The following is a 17,314-nucleotide window of genomic DNA, read 5'->3' as shown; positions in this document are numbered from 1 at the left end:
GCGGGGCGTGGAGGGACCCGGGCGGCGCCGTGCGCGCGAGGAGCGGGGTGCCGCGGCGCTGGAGTTCGCGCTCGTGGTGCCCTTCCTGCTCCTGCTCGTCTTCGGGATCATCTCCTTCGGCTTCATGCTCGGCTTCCGGCAGTCGCTGAGCCAGGCGGCGACCGAGGGCGCGCGGGCCGCCGCGGTGCAGCTGGACCCGTCGGCGCGGACGACCGACGCGACCGCGGCCGTCACCGACGCGCTGGCCGGGGTCGGCGTGACGTGCACGAGCGGGGTGCTCTTCCGCGACGCGACCGCCGCGGGGACCTGCGCGGTCGGGACCGCCACCGCCTGCGCAGGCGCGCCCGCCCACAACTGCGTGACGGTCACCCTCACCTACCGGTACGCCGCGAACCCCGCCGTCCCCTCGCTGCCCGGGGTGGGGGCCGCGATGCCCGACGAGCTGACCTACGCGGCCACGGTCAGGGTGAGCTGATGCTCGCCGCCCGACGGCGGGACGAGGAGGGCACCGTCCTGCCGTTCGTCGCCGTGGTCGTCGTCGTGCTGCTGCTGAGTGCCGCGATGGCGGTCGACCTGGGCCTGCAGCGGGTGGCCCGCGGTGACATGCAGGCCGTCGCCGACGCCGTCGCGCTCGACCTGGCCCGCGAGCTCGACGGCCGCGACGCGGCGACCCTCGGGCCGCTCATGCCGGCCCTCGCCACGGCGAGCCGTGACCGGAACCCCGACGCGGTCGGGGACGACCCCGCCCTCGACGTCGACCTGGGGGAGCTGGACGACCGGGGCGACTTCGTGCCGGTGGCGGGCGTCGGCGTCCCGACGGCGGTCCGGGTGACCGCGCGGACCGCCGTCGACTTCGCCTTCGCGGGCGTGACCGGGATCGACCGGGGCCCGGCCGTCCGCTCCGCGGTCGGGGTCGCCGACCTGGGGGCCTGCTTCCGGGTCGGCTCGTACACCGCGCGGCTGGACAGCACGACCGGGCCGCTGCTCGACGTCCTGCTCGGGACGCTGCTGGGATCCGACGTCGCCCTCAGCCTCGTCGACTACCAGGGACTCGCCGCGTCCGACGTGACCCTCCTCGAGCTGGTCGAGGTCGGCGGGCTCGGGGTGGGCAGCGTGCACGAGCTGCTGGAGCTCGACCAGCTCTCGGTCTCCGACTTCTACCTCGCCGTGGCGCGGGTCCTGAGCGACCGGGGCGAGCTCGCTGCCGCCGGGCTGCTGCAGTCGATCCAGGTCGCCGCCGGCACCCCGACGATCGCGATCGCCGATCTGGTCACCGCCGCGGCGACCGACCAGGCCGCGCTGGCGGTCGGGCTCGACGTGCTCGATCTGGTGACCGGAGCCGCGCACGCCGCCTGGGCCGGGCACACCCTGGTCGTGCAGGACCTCGGGGTCCCGGGCCTGGTCGGGGCCTCGCTGGTGGTCACGGAGGCGCCCCAGGTGGGGTGCGGGGGACCGGGTACGCAGGCCCGGACCGCGCAGGTCCGGCTCCGCGTTCCGGTCACCCTTCCGGCCCGGACCCTCACCGTGAACATCCTGGGAGCCCCGACCTCGGTGAGCCTCGGCGCGACGTCGCTGACGGCGGAGGTCGACCTGGGCCAGGCCGTCGCCGAGCTGCGCGACGTCCGTTGCGGGACGACGGGCGCGCAGTCGCTGGAGCTGGCGTTGTCCTCGTCGGTGGTCGGGCGGGTGGCGCTCACCGGGACGACCGGGGTTGCGGTCAGCGTGGGCGTGCCGCTGGTGTCGGACCTGCTGACCGCCGTGCTGCAGGTGCTGGGCCTAGCGGTGCTCCCTGCCGGCCCGCCCACGCTCTCGGTGACCGCCTCGCTCTCGTTCGGGGCTGGCTCCTCGGCGGTGCCGTACGACCGCAACGTGGTGCTGCCGCTGCCCGCGTCGTACTCCACGCCGGTGGGGAGCGCCTCGGGGGTGGTCCTGACCGGGCTGACCGGCCAGGTTGCCGGAGGAACCGAGGTACGTCTGTCCGTGCCCCGCCTCCTCGGCCCGCCCGCGACCTCGACCTACACGACAGGGCCGCTGCTCGCGACGGTGCTGAGCGACGTGCTGAACCCGATCCTGACTCGGGTCCTGTCGTCGGTCGTCAACCCGCTGCTCAGCACCCTGCAGTCCGGGGTGGTGGCCCCGCTGGCCCGGTTGCTCGGGCTGCAGCTCGCCGGTGCCGACGTCTGGGCGCTGCGGGAGCCGGTCTGCGGAGGCCCGCGGCTGCGCCACTAGCCCGCCCCGGACCACCTGTCGTCCACAGGCGGGTCTCCGGCATGGCTTCTCCACAGGCGTCCCTCTCGTCGTGCTGCTCGTCCCCGCCCGCGGACAGGCTGTCCGCAGGAGGTCAGCGATGACGGGAACCACGACCAAGCAGGCCCTCGGGGCCTACGGCGAGTCACTCGCCGCACGCCACCTGACGGCCCAGGGGATGATCCTGCTGGACCGCAACTGGCGGTGCGACGCGGGCGAGATCGACCTGGTGCTGCGCGAGCGCGACGTGCTGGTGGTCTGCGAGGTCAAGACCCGCAGCAGCGACCGGTGCGGCACGCCGCACGAGGCGATCACCGAGATGAAGCTCGCCCGGCTGCGCCGCCTCGCGGTGCGTTGGCGGGAGGCGCACGGCCTCGGGCCCGTCGAGATCCGCATCGACCTGGTCGCGGTGATCCGACCGCGGCGCGGACCGTCCCAGATCGACCACGTGCCCGGGATCGGCTGATGCCATTCGCGACGGCCCGGACCGTCTCCCTGCAGGGCGCGCTCGGCCACCTCATCGACGTGCAGTCCGACGTCTCTCCGGGGCAGGTCGGCACCACCATGGTCGGCCGCCCCGACGCCTCCCTCAACGAGGCCCGCGACCGGTGCCGGATGGCGATCATCAACTCCGGACTGACCTGGCCGGCGACCAAGCGGATCACGATCCTGCTCTCGCCCGCCGACCTGCCGAAGCGTGGCACCCACTTCGACTTGGCCATCGCGATCTCGGTCCTGGCCGCCGACGGACGGCTCCCGCGTTCGGCGCTGGAGCAGGTGGCCCTGATCGGGGAGCTGACGCTCGACGGCGGCCTGCGGCCCGTCGAGGGGGTGCTGCCGATGGTGCTGGCGGCCGCCGACCGGGGGATTCGGGCGGTCTTCGTGCCCGAGCCTCAGGCCGAGGAGGCCGCGATGGTGCCCGACATGTCCGTCCTCGGGGTTCGGTCGCTGGCCCAGGTGGTCGCCCTGCTCCGCGGCGACGAGGTGCCCGAGGCGCCCCCGGTGGCGGCCGCCTCGGGCAGCCGGCTGCTCTCGTGGCGCGGCGAGGAGCGGATGGAGGAGGTCGACCTCGCCGACCTGATCGGCATGTCCGATGCTCGCTACGCCATCGAGGTGGCGGCCGCGGGCGGCCACCACCTGATGCTGTCCGGGCCCAAGGGAGCCGGCAAGACGAGCATCGCTGAGCGGATCCCGACCGTCCTGCCCGACCTCACACCTGAGGAGTCGTTGGAACTGACCGCCTTGCACTCGTTGGCGGGTGTGCTCGACGCCGAGAGCGGGATGATCCGCCGGCCGCCCTTCCTCGCTCCCCACCACGACGCCAGCAAGGCCAGCCTGGTCGGCGGCGGGTCGGGGCAGGTGCGTCCGGGCGCCGTGAGCCTCGCGCACGCCGGTGTCCTCTTCCTGGACGAGTTCCCCCTGTTCCGCAGCGACGCGATCGAGGCGTTGCGCCAGCCGCTCGAGAACGGCGACGTGGTGGTCGCCCGGACCGACGAGCAGGTGCGGCTGCCCGCTCGCGGGATGGTCGTGCTGGCCTGCAACCCGTGCCCGTGCGGCGACTACACGCCCGCCGCCGCGACGAACCGGTGCGGCTGCAAGGAGGTCAAGCGGCGGGAGTACCGGCACAAGATCACCGGCCCGGTCGCCGACCGGGTCGACATCCTGCGTCACGTCGAGCCCCTGCGCCCCCACGAGAGCCGCGACCGGCTCACGGTCCCGGAGGACTCCGCGTCGGTCCGGACCCGGGTGGAGCGGGCCCGGCAGCGCCAGCGCGACCGCTACGCCGAGGTCGGGTGGCGGCTCAACGCCCACGTGCCCGGCGCGGCGCTGCGCGACCGATGGCCGCTCGATCCCGCGGGCCGGGACCGGCTCGACGGCGACGTCTACGACGCCAAGATCACCTCCCGGGGCGCCGTCCGGGTCCACCGGCTGGCCTGGACGGTGCTCGACCTGCGGGGTCGGCACGCCCCGGAGCGGCTGCCCGGAGTGGCCGAGGTCGAGGTGGCGCTCGCCCTGCGTCGGGGCGACCCGCTGCCGCTGGCTCTGCTGCAGCGGCAGGCGTCGTGAGCGCTCCGGAGGCGGAGCGGTTGGCCCGGGTCGGACTGTCGCTGCTGACCGAGCCCGGCGACCCGCGCGTCGCCGCCGTCGTGGGTGAGGTCGGCGCCCAGGCGCTCTACGCCAACGTCCTGCAGCAGCGGGCCGACCGGCCGAGCCGGGAGATCCGGGACGACGCGGCCAGCCGCACCGGCGGCAAGGACCCGGCCGGCGAGCTCGCCGACGCGGCACGGGCCGGGCTGCGCTTCGTCGTACCGGGGGACACGGAGTGGCCCGACCAGCTCGACGACCTCGCCCACGTGCCGGTGCTCCAGCAGCGCGGCGGCCCGCCGCTGGGTCTGTGGGTCAAGGGCCCCCTCCGCCTCGACGCCCTCGCCCGGTCGGTCGCGGTGGTCGGGTCCCGGTCGGCCACCACCTACGGCGCCGACGCGGCCGCCGAGCTCGCAGCCGTGGTGGCCCGAGCCGGGTGCCCGGTCGTGTCCGGTGCCGCCTTCGGCATCGACCAGGCCGCTCATCGTGGGGCGTTGGGTGGCGGTGGTCAGACCGTGGCGGTGCTGGCCTGCGGGGCCGACCGCATCTATCCCCAGGCCCACCGCGACCTCCTGGAGCACCTGGCCCGCGAGGGCGCGGTCGTGTCGGAGACCGCTCCTGGGGGCGCCCCGATGCGGATCCGCTTCCTGAGTCGCAACCGGATCATCGCCGCCCTGACCTCCGGCACGGTGCTCGTCGAGGCAGCCGTGCGCAGTGGCGCGCTCAACACCGCGAACTGGGCCTCGCGCCTCCAGCGCCCGCTGATGGGCGTTCCGGGCCCGATCACCAGCGCTCCGTCCCAGGGCGTCCACCAGCTGCTGCGCGCGGGCGCGGCGACGCTGGTGACGTCGGGGGCGGAGGTCCTGGAGGTCGTCGCGCCGATGGGGGAGCACGTCGTCGAGGAGCCGCGTGGCCGCGAGCGGTCGCGCGACCGCCTCTCGACCAAGGACCAGCAGGTCCTCGACGCGGTCCCCGTCCAACGATCGGTCGGCACCGACTCGATCGCGCGCACCGCGGGCCTGGCGATGCTGACCGTGGCCTCGGCCCTCGACCGGCTGCGGGCCGGCGGCTTCGTCGAGCGGGTCGAGGACGGCTGGCGGCTCGCCGCGCTGGCGCACGAGTAGGACGTCGGTCCCTCCCTAGACTCAGCCGGGTGAGCGAGGAGCCGAGCGAGGAGCCGGACGCCGGGCTCCCGGAGCCGATGGCGCGGGTGCTGGGGGAGTACGAGCGGCACCTGGTCTCCGAGCGCGACCTGGCGCCGCACACCGTGCGGGCCTACCTCACCGACCTGGCCGGACTGCTCGAGCACGCCCATCGGCTCGGCCACACGGACGTGACCGAGCTCGACCTCCGCACTCTGCGCAGCTGGTTGGCCAAGCAGCAGACCATGGGCCGCTCCCGCACCACCCTGGCCCGCCGAGCCACCGCCGCCCGGGTCTTCACCGCCTGGCTGGCCCGCACTGGCCGGAGCCCCTCCGACGCGGGCGCCAGCCTGGGCTCGCCGAAGGCGCACTCGACCCTCCCGTCGGTGCTGCGCGCCGACCAGGCCGAGGACCTGATCGCCGCGGCGACGGAGCTCGCCGATGACGGCAGCCCGGTCGGCCTGCGCGACGTGGCGATGCTCGAGCTGCTCTACGCCACCGGGATCCGGGTCGGCGAGCTGGCCGGGCTCGACATCGACGACCTGGACGCGGACCGCAACGTCGTCCGCGTGTTCGGCAAGGGGCGCAAGGAGCGCACCGTGCCCTACGGCCGGCCGGCCGCCCGGGCTCTGCAGTTCTGGCTGCGCCAGGGCCGCCCGCTCCTCGCGCGGGAGGGCTCGGCAGCGGCGCTCTTCCTGGGCGCGCGTGGCGGCCGGATCGACCAGCGGGCCGTGCGGACGCTGGTGCACCGCCGGATCGCCGACGTGCCCGGTGCGCCGGACATCGGTCCGCACGGTCTGCGCCACACCGCCGCCACCCACCTCCTCGAGGGTGGCGCCGACCTGCGCTCGGTCCAGGAGCTGCTCGGCCACGCCTCGCTGGCCACCACGCAGCGCTACACCCACGTCACCACTGACCGCCTCCGCCGCGCCTACCAGCAGGCCCATCCCCGGGCATGACGAGGACGCGTCAGCGGACTCGCCGATGGTGGTCGAGCGAGCGGCGCGACCGAGGCGATGTCCTGAGTGACGTGAGGGACGAGCGTCGTATCGACGGGGACGAAGTCGCGACCCGCGTGTCGAGAGCCCCTGCTGGTCACGCGAACAGATCGGCCAGCGCGACCAGCGGCCGCCAGCCGTCGTACGGCGAGCGCGGGGCGAGCGGAGCCGCTCCGACCGGCTCGTCCCGCCACAGCGGGAGCAGCCGGACCGGGCCGCCACCGACCAGCCTCAGCGGGTCGAGGTAGGTCTCGGCGCCCTCGATCCAGCCCCAGTGCAGGCAGGCCCGGGGCAGGCAGTGAGAGCCGCCGGGTTGCAGCGCGCCGAGGCGGGCGCCGGCCGCGACCACGTCGCCGACCGCGACCGAGGCGGCGACGGGCTCGTAGGTCGTGCGGGTCGGGCCGTGGTCGACGACGACCACGCCGCGCCCGGCGAGCGACCCGGCGAACGAGACCTCGCCGGCGAGCGCCGCCACGACCTGCTGGCCGGGCGCACCCAGGAGGTCGACGCCGCGGTGGCCGGCGCCCCATTCCTCCTCGGGCGGGTCGAACCTCGCGACCACCTCGGGCTCGGGCGCGAGCGGCCAGACCCCCACGGGGTCGGTCCCGGCGCTCGCGCGAGCGGGTGCGAGCAGCATGATCGGCAGGGCCAGCAGGACGACGAGGAGGCGGGTCATGGGGCCAGCCTCGGTCGCCTCGGGGCGGCCAGCGAGGGTGGGCGGAGCAGCGGTGGACAACCGGGGCGTGGAGGGTGGCTGTGGACGGTCGGCGGCCCGCCGGTCGCGATTGGCCCCTGAGCGCTGCGGTCCCGTAGTCTGGCGGACGCGATCCGGGTGCCTGCACCCAGATCGACTTCGCACGCCGGCAGACCGCGACGGTCCCTCGCTCTGACAACGAGGGGGGCCGATCACCCGCGGGCGACGGTCCTCGGTCCCGCAGAGATGCGGGTGGGGCCGCGCGCAGGCGTCAGGGCGACCGGCACCCGTCGGTCGCACGGAACTGAAAACACAACGGACCGGCCTCCCGGCGTGCCCTGCTTCAAGGGCTCGCAGACGGGTGCCGGACCACCAGGAGAAGAGAACCCACATGGCAGTCGTGACCATGCGCCAGCTCCTTGAGAGCGGCGTCCACTTCGGGCACCAGACCCGTCGCTGGAACCCCAAGATGAAGCGCTTCATCATGACCGAGCGCAACGGCATCTACATCATCGACCTGCAGCAGTCGCTGGCCTACATCGACCGGTCCTACGCCTTCATCAAGGAGACGGTCGCCAAGGGCGGGACGATCATGTTCGTCGGCACCAAGAAGCAGGCGCAGGAGGCGATCGCCGAGCAGGCGACCCGCGTGGGCATGCCCTACGTCAACCAGCGCTGGCTCGGCGGCATGCTGACCAACTTCCAGACCGTGCACCAGCGGATCAACCGTCTGAAGGAGCTCGACGAGCTCGACTTCGACAACGTCGCCGCGTCCGGCCGCACCAAGAAGGAGCTCCTCCAGATGCGTCGCGAGCGCGACAAGCTGGAGAAGACCCTCGGCGGCATCCGCGAGATGGGCCGCACCCCGTCCGCCGTCTGGATCGTCGACACCAAGAAGGAGCACCTCGCCGTCGAGGAGGCTCGCAAGCTCCGGATCCCGATCATCGGCATCCTGGACACCAACTGCGACCCCGACGAGGTCGACTTCCCGATCCCGGGCAACGACGACGCGATCCGCGCCGTCGGCCTGCTCACCCGCGTCATCGCCGACGCCGTCGCCGAGGGCCTGATCGCCCGCTCCGGCGCCAAGTCGGGCGAGGGCGAGAAGGCGCCGGGCGCCGAGGAGCCGCTGGCCGAGTGGGAGCGCGAGCTCCTGACCGGTGACGCCGAGCAGGCCGCCGAGGCCGCCACCGGCGCGCCCGCCGACGAGGCTGCCGCCTCCGAGGCCACCGGCGCGTCGACCGAGGGCGCCGAGGCGGCCGAGGTCGCCGAGACCGCGACCGAGGAGCCCGCCGCCGAGGCTGCGGCCACCGAGGAGCCGGCCGCCGAGGCCGCCGCGACCGAGGAGCCCGCTGCCGAGGAGCCGGCCGCCGACGAGGCCAAGGCCTGACGTTCACCTGATCGCGGCGGGCCGGCGTACGACGTACGTCGGCCCGCCGCGCTGGTGCACGACGCAGTTCCTACACGACCCAGAGGAAGAGACACATGGCGAACATCTCCGCCGCCGACGTCAAGAAGCTCCGTGAGCTCACCGGCGCCGGCATGATGGACTGCAAGAAGGCCCTCACCGAGGCCGACGGCGACTTCGACAAGGCCGTCGAGATCCTGCGGATCAAGGGTGGCAAGAAGATGGCCGAGCGCGCCGCCGAGCGTGAGGCGTCGGCCGGTCTGGTCGCCCACTCCGCCGGCGTCCTGGTCGAGCTGAAGTGCGAGACCGACTTCGTCGCCAAGGGTGACGACTTCGTCGCGACCGCGCAGAAGATCGCCGACGCCGCGTCCGAGTCCAAGGCCGCCGACGTCGAGGCCCTCAAGGCGATCGAGATCGACGGCCAGACCGTCGGCAACATCGTCGACGCCCTCGCGGTCTCGATCGGCGAGAAGATCGAGCTGGGCCAGTACGTCCACTTCGACGGCCCGGTCGTCGCCTACCTGCACAAGCGTGCCGCCGACCTGCCGCCCGCCGTCGGCGTCCTGGTCGAGTACGACGGCGACGCCGACGCTGCTCGCGCCGCCGCGATGCAGGTCGCCGCGATGCGCCCGCAGTACCTCACCCGTGACGAGGTCCCCGCCGACATCGTCGCCAAGGAGCGCGAGATCGCCGAGGCCACCTCGCGCGAGGAGGGCAAGCCCGAGCAGGCGATCGCCAAGATCACCGAGGGTCGGCTCAACGGCTTCTTCAAGGACGTCGTGCTCCTGGAGCAGCCGTCGGTGACCGAGAACAAGAAGTCGGTCAAGGCGGTCCTCGACGAGGCCGGCACCACCCTGAAGCGGTTCGCCCGCTTCGAGGTCGGCGCCTGATCCGAGGCACCACCCGTAGCACCCAGCAGCACCCCCGAGGCCGGGCCGGAGCGAGAGCTCCGGCCCGGCCTCGCGGCGTTGCTGGACCGGACCTCCCCAGGAGGCGAGCTGTGCATTCGTCATCTCGGGGGCGCCGCGGTCGAGTAGTGTCCCGGTGCGGCCGTCGGGGTCGCGGAGATCGGCGTCGCTAGGGGAACCCATGGGTCTGTTCGACAAGGTGCGCGGCCAGTTCATCGACATCGTCGAGTTCCTCGACGACAGTCGCGACACCCTCGTGTGGCGCTTCCCGCGCCAGGGCAACGAGATCAAGATGAACGCCCAGCTCGTGGTCCGCGAGGGGCAGGTGGCGGTCTTCGAGAACGAGGGTCAGATCGCCGACGTGTTCACGCCCGGCACCTACACGCTGGAGACGAAGAACCTCCCGATCCTGTCCACCCTCAAGGGGTGGAAGTACGGCTTCAACAGCCCGTTCAAGGCCGAGGTCTACTTCGTCGGGATGCGCCAGTACACCGACATGAAGTGGGGCACCCAGAACCCCGTCACCATCCGCGACGCCGAGTTCGGCATGGTCCGCCTGCGGGCCTTCGGCACCTACTCGCTGCAGGTCACCGACGCCGCCAAGCTGCTGCGCCAGCTGGTCGGCACCGACCCGCAGTTCCGCACCGACGAGGTCTCCGAGTTCCTCCGCCAGAACATCGTCAGCCAGGTCGGTACGGCGCTCGCCAACTCCAACCTGCCGATGCTCGACCTCGCTGCCAACCAGCAGACCATCGCCGCCACCCTGGCCGGCACGCTGACCACGAACCTCGCCGACTTCGGCATCGCCATCCCGCGCTTCATCATCGAGAACATCTCCCTGCCGCCCGAGGTGGAGGAGGCGCTCGACAAGCGCACCCAGATGGGCGTGCTCGGCAACCTCGACCAGTACGCCAAGTTCCAGGCGGCGGAGGCCATCGGCGACGCGGCCAACAACCCGGGTGGTGCGGGCGAGGGCCTGGGCCTCGGCGTCGGCATGGCGCTGGGCCGCCAGATGGCCGACTCCCTGGCGCCCCAGCAGCCCGCGGCGGCCGCTCCGGCAGCCGCCGGGCCGCCGCCGGTCCCCGGTGCCGCGCAGCCGTGGTTCCTGGCCGTCGGGGGAGCGCAGGTCGGTCCGCTGGCCGTGGGCGACCTGCCCGCGAAGGTCGCCACCGGCGAGCTCACCCCGACCACCCTGGTCTGGCAGCAGGGCATGGGTGCCTGGACCGCCGCGTCCGAGCTGCCCGAGCTCCAGGGCCTGTTCGCCGCCACGCCGCCGCCGCTGCCGCCGCAGGCCTGACCCCTCCGACCCAGAGAGCACCCAGAGCACCATGTCCGAGGAGACCCCCGCGGCGCTCGCGCCGCTCAGCTCGACCTGCCCGAGCTGTGGCGCGCAGACGTCGTACGCGCCCGGTACGACGACGCTGAGGTGCGGCTCGTGCGGCACCCAGCTGGAGATCGCCGCGTCCACGGCGACCATCCGCGAGCACTCGTTCGACGAGTGGGTGGGCAAGCACGGCGACGTGCAGGTCGCCCAGCTCGGCGCCCACGTGCTGCGCTGCCAGGGCTGCGGGGCCAGCACCGAGACCGCCGACCTGGCCGGGACCTGCCAGTTCTGCGGGGGCGCGCTGATCGCGGTGGACCGCCCCGAGGGGCTGGTGGCGCCCGAGGCGGTCGTGCCGTTCCACGTCGACCAGCGCGCTGCCCGCGAGGAGTTCAAGAAGTGGGTCGGCTCGCGCCGCTTCGCGCCCAACGCGCTGAAGAAGGTCGGGTCGACCGAGGGGCTGCAGGGCACCTACGTCCCGCACTGGACCTACGACGCCCACACCGAGACCGACTACGAGGGCCAGCGCGGCGACTACTACTACGTCACGGTCAGCCACCAGGTCTCCGACGGCAAGGGCGGCACCCGCACCGAGACGCGGCAGGAGCGGCGTACCCGCTGGAGCCACGCGTCCGGCCACGTCGCCCGCTCGTTCGACGACGTGCTGGTGGCCGGCACCGAGCGGCTCGACCGCAAGAAGCTCGACAAGATGGGCCCCTGGCGCCTGGAGGACGCCCGGCCCTTCCAGCAGGAGTACCTCACCGGCTACTCCGCTCTCCGGTACGACGTCGACCCGCAGGCGGGCTCGAACAACGCCCGCCAGCAGATGCAGCGGGTCATCGAGGACGACTGCGAGCACGACATCGGCGGCGACGAGCAGCGGGTGTCCGACATGGACGTGACCTACTCGCAGGCCATGTTCAAGCTGGTGCTGATGCCCCTGTGGATCGCCACCTACCTCTACGGCGGCAAGACCTGGCAGGTGATGGTCAACGCCAACACCGGCGAGGTCGTCGGGGATCGTCCCTGGAGCGTGCCGAAGATCGTCGCGGCCGTGCTCGCCGCCCTGGTGGTGATTGGTGTGATCGTCGCCATCGTCCTGACGACCTCCGGCAGCACCTCCTCCAGCCCGTAGCCCGGTCATCCGATAGGTTGCTCCCGGTGGCCGGGCCGCGCGTGCGCGCCCGGTCCGACCTTCGACGTCGACCAGGGAGGTCCTCGGTGACCGGGTACAAGCGCGTGCTCCTGAAGCTCTCGGGCGAGGTGTTCGGCGGCGGCAACGTCGGCGTCGACCCCGACGTCGTGCAGAAGATCGCCGCGGAGATCGCGGAGGTGGCCCGGGCCGGGGTGCAGATCGCCGTCGTCACGGGCGGCGGCAACTTCTTCCGCGGTGCCGAGCTCCAGCAGCGCGGCATGGATCGCGTGCGGGCCGACTACATGGGCATGCTCGGCATCGTCATGAACTGCCTGGCCCTCCAGGACTTCCTGGAGAAGATGGGCGTCGAGACCCGGGTCCAGACGGCCATCACGATGGGCCAGGTCGCGGAGCCCTACATCCCGCGCCGGGCCATCCGGCACATGGAGAAGGGCCGGGTCGTCATCTTCGGCGCCGGCATGGGCATGCCCTTCTTCTCCACCGACACCGTCGCCGTCCAGCGGGCGCTGGAGTCGAAGTGCGACGTCGTCCTGGTCGCCAAGAGCGGCGTCGACGGCGTCTACACGGCCGACCCGAAGCTCGACCCGACGGCCACCAAGTTCGACGACCTCACCTACGCCGAGGCGATCACCCGCGGCCTGCGGATCATGGACCAGACCGCGTTCGCGCTGTGCGGCGAGAACAAGCTGCCCATGGTCGTCTTCGGCATGGAGCCCGAGGGAAACATCCTCCGGGTCGTCCAGGGTGAGAAGATCGGCACGCTGGTGAGCGCGGGCTGACGTCCCGCACCGCCCCCACCACGACGAGCGCACGAACCGAGCAACAGGAGCAGCCGTGATCAACGACATCCTCAACGAGGCCGACGGCAAGATGTCCAAGTCGGTCGAGGCGACCCGCGAGGAGTTCGCGGCGATCCGCGCCGGCCGCGCCCACCCGAGCATGTTCAGCAAGATCGTCGTCGACTACTACGGCTCGCCGACGCCGCTGCAGCAGCTGGCCTCCTTCACCGCGCCCGAGGCCCGAATCATCCTGATCCAGCCCTACGACATCGGGGCGATCGGCAACATCGAGCGCGCGATCCGTGACTCCGACCTCGGCGTCAACCCGTCCAACGACGGCAAGATGCTGCGCTGCAACTTCCCGGAGCTCACCGAGGAGCGGCGCAAGGAGTACATCAAGGTCGCGCGGGCCAAGGCCGAGGACGGCCGGGTCGCGGTGCGCAACCTGCGCCGTACCGCCAAGCAGAACCTGGAGAAGCTCGAGAAGGACGGCGAGGTCGGCAAGGACGACGTCACCGGTGCCGAGAAGCGGCTCGACGGCGTGACCAAGAAGCACACCGACGTGATTGACGAGCTGCTGAAGAACAAGGAGGCCGAGCTGCTGGAGGTCTGACGACCTCCCGCTCGCACGGCTCACCCGATGACCGTTCCCACCCCCGCGCCGCCGAAGGACCACGGCCGCGCCGGGCGCGACCTGCGCGCCGCCTTCACCTCCGCCTTCGTCCTCGTCGGCGCGATCCTGCTGTCGCTGCTGTTCTGGAAGACGGCGTTCATGGTGATCGTGGCGATCGCCGTGGTCGTCGCCATCTGGGAGCTGCACCGCGGGTTCGGCGCGAAGGGCATCGACCTGCCCGAGCAGCCCCTGATGGTCGGCGGCGTCGTGATGGTCGTGGTCGCCTACTTCTGGGGCGCGCCGGCCCTGGTGACGGCGACGGCCGTCGCCGCGCTGATGACCATGCTGTGGCTGCTCCAGCGCGGCATCGACGGCTACGTCCAGAACGCCACCGCGTCGGTCTTCACCCTGATCTACGTCCCGTTCCTCGGCTCGTTCGTGGCGCTGCTCCTCTCCGAGGGCGGGGGCGTCAACGCCAGCGGGCTCGACGACCCGGGCGTGCAGGGGATCATCACCTTCATCGCGATCACCGTCGCCTCCGACACCGGCGGGTACGTCGCCGGCGTGCTGTTCGGCAAGCACCCGATGGCCCCGGTCATCTCGCCCAAGAAGTCCTGGGAGGGCTTCGGCGGCTCGGTCGTCTTCTGCCTGATCGCCGGGTGGGCGCTGGTGGTCTACCTGCTCGACGGCGACTGGTGGGTCGGGCTGGCGCTCGGCCTGATCACGGTCGTGATGGCGACCCTCGGCGACCTGTGCGAGTCCGTCATCAAGCGCGACCTCGGCATCAAGGACATGAGCCAGGTGGTCCCCGGCCACGGCGGCCTGATGGACCGGCTCGACTCGCTGCTCGCGACGGTCGCCCCGATCTGGCTGCTGCTGCACTACCTGGTCTTCTGAGCCGGACCGGTGACCGTCTTCCTGGTCCGCCACGGCCGGCTGCTCGGCGACGAGCTCGACCCGGCCGGCTTCGACGACGTCTGGGCGCTGCGGGACCGCCTCCCGCAGGGCGCGGCCTGGTTCTGCGCGCCGGAGCCGGCCACGGTGGCGACCTGCCAGCTGCTGACCGAGGCCGACGCCGGGATCCTGCCGGGCCTGCGGGACAGCGGACCCGACGAGCCCGCGGTCGCGCTGCGCGAGCGGGTCGCCGGCACCGTGGCCGGTCTACAGCGCGAGAACCCGGGCCGCGACCTGGTGCTCGTCGGCCACCGGAGCGCCTGGGTCGCGCTCGCGGGAGCCGTCGCCGAGCCGCTCGGCACGCCGGGCGTGATCGAGCTTCCGGATGCCCTAGGGTCGGCCGGGTGAGCACCGTGGACGAGTCGGCCGGCGCGTCGGCGGAGCGCGAGCCCAGCTGGCGGCACCGCGACCACCCGACCTTCGCGTCGCTGTCGGGCTTCTTCACCGGCCTGCTCTTCGTCATCCTGGTGCCCGGCGTGTACGCCGCCCTGCTCAGCGTGCTGGTCGACACCGACACGGCCGAGGAGCTGTTCCCGCTGGTGCTGGTCACCCTGGGCATCCCGATCGGACTGGTGGTCGCGCCACGGACCCGCCGGTTCGGCCGGTTCATGCTGGTCGGCATCGTCACGACCGCGGTGGTCGTGCTCGCCTCCGCCGGCCTGGTCCTCTGGATCCTCTACAGCACCGACGCCTAGGCGTCGCCACGCTCCCACCCGAGCGTCCGCTCCACCGCCCGGCCCCAGGCCGCCCGCTCCCGCTCGCGCACGGCCGGGCTCATCGCGGGCTCCCAGGTCGCGGCGCGGTGCCAGTTGCCGCGCAGGACCTCGAGGTCGGGCCAGTAGCCGACGGCCAGCCCGGCGGCGTACGCCGCCCCCAGGGAGACCGACTCCGAGACCAGCGGGCGCTCCACGGGGACGCCGAGCACGTCGGAGACGAACTGCATGAGCAGGTGGTTCGAGGTCATGCCGCCGTCGACGCGCAGCCGGGTGAAGGCGATCCCGGTGTCGGCCGCCATCGCCTCGACGACCTCGGCCGTCTGCCAGCCGGTGGCCTCGAGGACGGCCCGGGCCAGGTGCGCCTTGGTCACGTACGACGTCAGCCCGACCACCACTCCGCGGGCGTCGGGGTCCCAGCGCGGTGCGAACAGCCCCGCGAAGGCCGGGACGATGTAGCAGCCGCCGTTGTCCTCGACCCGCCGGGCCAGGGTCTCGATCTCGGGGGCGGACCCGATCATCTCGAGCGAGTCGCGGAACCACTGGACCAGGGAGCCGGCGACCGCGATCGAGCCCTCGGTCGCGTACGCCGTCGGCTGGCCCTCCAGCTGGTAGGCGACGGTCGAGAGCAGCCCGTGGTCGGACCGGGTGATCTGGTCGCCGGTGTTCATCAGCAGGAACGCGCCGGTGCCGTAGGTGCACTTGGCCTCGCCGGTGGCGAAGCAGGTCTGGCCGAACAGGGCCGCCTGCTGGTCGCCGAACGCGCCGCCGATCGGGACGCCGGGCAGGCCGACCCGGCACTCGCCGTACACCTGGGCGTTGGGGCGGATCTCGGGGAGCAGCTCGACGGGGACGTCGAGCACGTCGAGCAGCCGCTGGTCCCACTGCAGGGTGCGCACGTCGGCCAGCAGGGTGCGGCTGGCGTTGGTCACGTCGGTGACGTGGACGCCGCCGTCGGGGCCACCGGTGAGGTTCCAGATCAGCCAGCTCTCCATGGTCCCGAAGGCGATCTCGCCGGTGCGGGCGCGGCGCTGCAGGCCCGGAACGTGGTCGAGGAGCCAGCGCAGCCGGGGCGCGGAGAAGTAGCCGGCCGGGCGCATCCCGCACACCTCCTCGAACAGGTCTCCGGTCGGCCCGTCGGCGAGCTGGGCGGCGATCTCGGCGCCCCGGGTGTCCTGCCAGGTGATGGCCGGTGCCACCGGACGGCCGGTGGTGCGGTCCCACACGACCGTGGTCTCACGCTGGTTGGCGATGCCGAGAGCGGCCAGGTCGCCGGGGACCAGGCCGGCCGAGGCCAGGGCCTCGGGCAGCACCCGCAGGCAGTTCTGCCAGATCTCGGCGGCGTCGTGCTCCGCCCAGCCCGGCTGCGGGTAGTGCTGGCGGTGCTCGTGCTGGGCCGCCGCCACCATCCGGCCGGCGTGGTCGAAGACCAGGCAGCGGGTCGAGGTGGTGCCCTGGTCGAGGGCGGCGACGTACGAGCGGGAACCGGTCACAGGCGCTCCTGGAGGGTGGCGGCGATGGCCTCGGCGCTGGCGGTGACCTGCTCGGCGAGGCCGGCCCGCGGGGCGCCGTCCGGGCCGATGACCCACTCGCGGGGGCCGACGACGCCGAGGGCGCCCACCCCGATGCCGAGGTGGTGGCGCACCGGCGCGGCGACGGCGGCCACCCCCGGTCGGAGCGCCCCGTCCACGTGGGCCCAGCCCTGGCGTCGTACGGACTGCACGACGCGGGTGAGCTCCAGCCGGCTGGTCAGCGTCGCGGGGGTGTGCACGGGCAGCTCCAGGTTGCGCAGCCGGGAGCTGGTGGGGGAGAAGGCGAGCAGCACCTGCCCGAGCGCGCTGGCGTGCAGCGGCTGGATCTCGCCGGTGCGCAGCCGCTGGGGTGAGCCGTCGGGGCGGAAGACGTGGTGGACGATCTCGACCGTGGTGCCGCTGAGGATGCCGAGCTGCACCTCCAGACCGGTGCGGGCCGCCAGGCCGTCGGCCCAGTTGACCGCCCGCGCCCGGAGCAGGTGGGGATCCAGACGCGCCCCCAGGTCGCGCAGGCCGCGGCCCAGCGCGTAGTGCCCGGTCTCGGGGTCCTGGACGACGAAGCCGACCTCGACCAGCGTGCGGGTGATCCCGTGGACGGTGGGCTTGGGCAGGTCGAGGGTGCGGGCCAGCTCGCCGAGCGGCACCGGCTCGCCGACCGCGCCCAGGAGGTGCAGGACGGCGGCGGCGCGCTCGATCGACTGGATGGTGCCGGCCATGGCACCAGCCTACGAGACCGTTCGACATCGTCGATCAGTCGTTCGGCG

General features: G+C 73.1%; 18 protein-coding genes. 15 read left to right on the top strand and 3 right to left on the bottom strand.

Features of this window, described 5'->3' with window-relative positions:
• Window positions 1-7 precede the first annotated feature (7 nt).
• The 6 genes from BLT76_RS06875 to BLT76_RS06850 all read left to right on the top strand — a co-directional run bounded on the left by BLT76_RS06875 (window position 8) and on the right by BLT76_RS06850 (window position 6,433).
• Window positions 8-475, top strand: coding sequence for a TadE/TadG family type IV pilus assembly protein (locus tag BLT76_RS06875; RefSeq protein WP_170866963.1), 468 nt, complete (start codon window positions 8-10; stop codon window positions 473-475).
• A complete protein-coding gene (locus tag BLT76_RS25620) occupies window positions 475-2,229 on the top strand; it encodes a Tad domain-containing protein (RefSeq protein ID WP_090852793.1) in 1,755 nt (584 codons plus the stop codon). The genes BLT76_RS06875 and BLT76_RS25620 overlap by 1 nt, the downstream gene beginning before the upstream one ends.
• Before the next feature lie 118 nt (window positions 2,230-2,347).
• Window positions 2,348-2,713: a YraN family protein gene (locus tag BLT76_RS06865; RefSeq protein ID WP_090852791.1), complete on the top strand. Its 366-nt coding sequence runs from the start codon at window positions 2,348-2,350 to the stop codon at window positions 2,711-2,713.
• Complete coding sequence (locus tag BLT76_RS06860; RefSeq protein ID WP_090852787.1) at window positions 2,713-4,314, top strand: YifB family Mg chelatase-like AAA ATPase; 1,602 nt, start codon at window positions 2,713-2,715, stop codon at window positions 4,312-4,314. Before BLT76_RS06865 ends, BLT76_RS06860 begins: the two co-directional genes overlap by 1 nt.
• Window positions 4,311-5,456: a DNA-processing protein DprA gene (gene dprA, locus BLT76_RS06855; protein WP_090852784.1), complete on the top strand. Its 1,146-nt coding sequence runs from the start codon at window positions 4,311-4,313 to the stop codon at window positions 5,454-5,456. The genes BLT76_RS06860 and dprA overlap by 4 nt, the downstream gene beginning before the upstream one ends.
• A 77-nt stretch (window positions 5,457-5,533) precedes the next feature.
• Window positions 5,534-6,433, top strand: a complete 900-nt coding sequence (locus tag BLT76_RS06850; RefSeq protein WP_090853418.1) for a tyrosine recombinase XerC — start codon at window positions 5,534-5,536, stop codon at window positions 6,431-6,433.
• Between the two features lie 136 nt (window positions 6,434-6,569).
• Here BLT76_RS06850 and BLT76_RS06845 read toward each other — a convergent pair whose 3' ends face one another.
• Window positions 6,570-7,148: a murein hydrolase activator EnvC family protein gene (locus BLT76_RS06845; RefSeq protein WP_090852782.1), complete on the bottom strand. Its 579-nt coding sequence runs from the start codon at window positions 7,146-7,148 to the stop codon at window positions 6,570-6,572.
• 409 nt (window positions 7,149-7,557) lie between these two features.
• Between BLT76_RS06845 and rpsB the strand changes: the two genes are divergently transcribed.
• The 9 genes from rpsB (at window position 7,558) to BLT76_RS06800 (ending at window position 15,000) form a co-directional block, all read left to right on the top strand.
• A complete protein-coding gene (rpsB, locus tag BLT76_RS06840) occupies window positions 7,558-8,556 on the top strand; it encodes a 30S ribosomal protein S2 (protein ID WP_090852779.1) in 999 nt (332 codons plus the stop codon).
• Window positions 8,557-8,651: 95 nt separating this feature from the next.
• The gene (tsf, locus tag BLT76_RS06835; protein WP_090852777.1) at window positions 8,652-9,464 is read left to right on the top strand and encodes a translation elongation factor Ts; all 813 of its coding nucleotides are present in this window, start codon (window positions 8,652-8,654) and stop codon (window positions 9,462-9,464) included.
• Between the two features lie 199 nt (window positions 9,465-9,663).
• Complete coding sequence (locus tag BLT76_RS06830) at window positions 9,664-10,779, top strand: SPFH domain-containing protein (RefSeq protein WP_090852773.1); 1,116 nt, start codon at window positions 9,664-9,666, stop codon at window positions 10,777-10,779.
• 31 nt (window positions 10,780-10,810) lie between these two features.
• Window positions 10,811-11,938, top strand: a complete 1,128-nt coding sequence (locus tag BLT76_RS06825) for a TFIIB-type zinc ribbon-containing protein (protein WP_090852770.1) — start codon at window positions 10,811-10,813, stop codon at window positions 11,936-11,938.
• 86 nt (window positions 11,939-12,024) lie between these two features.
• The gene (gene pyrH / locus BLT76_RS06820) at window positions 12,025-12,738 is read left to right on the top strand and encodes a UMP kinase (RefSeq protein WP_170866962.1); all 714 of its coding nucleotides are present in this window, start codon (window positions 12,025-12,027) and stop codon (window positions 12,736-12,738) included.
• 58 nt (window positions 12,739-12,796) lie between these two features.
• Window positions 12,797-13,351 carry a ribosome recycling factor gene (frr, locus tag BLT76_RS06815; RefSeq protein WP_211752795.1) on the top strand — a complete coding sequence of 185 codons (555 nt, stop codon included), beginning with the start codon at window positions 12,797-12,799 and terminating at the stop codon, window positions 13,349-13,351.
• A 27-nt stretch (window positions 13,352-13,378) separates the two neighbouring features.
• On the top strand, window positions 13,379-14,248 hold the full coding sequence (locus BLT76_RS06810; RefSeq protein WP_090852762.1) for a phosphatidate cytidylyltransferase: 870 nt from the start codon (window positions 13,379-13,381) through the stop codon (window positions 14,246-14,248).
• A gap of 9 nt (window positions 14,249-14,257) precedes the next feature.
• Complete coding sequence (locus BLT76_RS06805; protein ID WP_090852759.1) at window positions 14,258-14,653, top strand: histidine phosphatase family protein; 396 nt, start codon at window positions 14,258-14,260, stop codon at window positions 14,651-14,653.
• On the top strand, window positions 14,650-15,000 hold the full coding sequence (locus BLT76_RS06800) for a hypothetical protein (RefSeq protein ID WP_090852754.1): 351 nt from the start codon (window positions 14,650-14,652) through the stop codon (window positions 14,998-15,000). The genes BLT76_RS06805 and BLT76_RS06800 overlap by 4 nt, the downstream gene beginning before the upstream one ends.
• Here the strand turns inward: BLT76_RS06800 and glpK are convergent.
• Both glpK and BLT76_RS06790 read right to left on the bottom strand, forming a co-directional pair.
• Window positions 14,997-16,511, bottom strand: coding sequence for a glycerol kinase GlpK (gene glpK, locus BLT76_RS06795; protein ID WP_090852751.1), 1,515 nt, complete (start codon window positions 16,509-16,511; stop codon window positions 14,997-14,999). The genes BLT76_RS06800 and glpK overlap by 4 nt on opposite strands.
• A complete protein-coding gene (locus BLT76_RS06790) occupies window positions 16,508-17,266 on the bottom strand; it encodes an IclR family transcriptional regulator (protein WP_090852748.1) in 759 nt (252 codons plus the stop codon). The genes glpK and BLT76_RS06790 overlap by 4 nt, the downstream gene beginning before the upstream one ends.
• Window positions 17,267-17,314: the final 48 nt, after the last annotated feature.

It is taken from the genome of Nocardioides lianchengensis, assembly GCF_900101465.1.
GTDB lineage: Bacteria > Actinomycetota > Actinomycetes > Propionibacteriales > Nocardioidaceae > Nocardioides > Nocardioides lianchengensis.
Note: the sequence above shows the minus strand (reverse complement) of the source record. Positions and strands in the feature narration are given on the sequence as shown.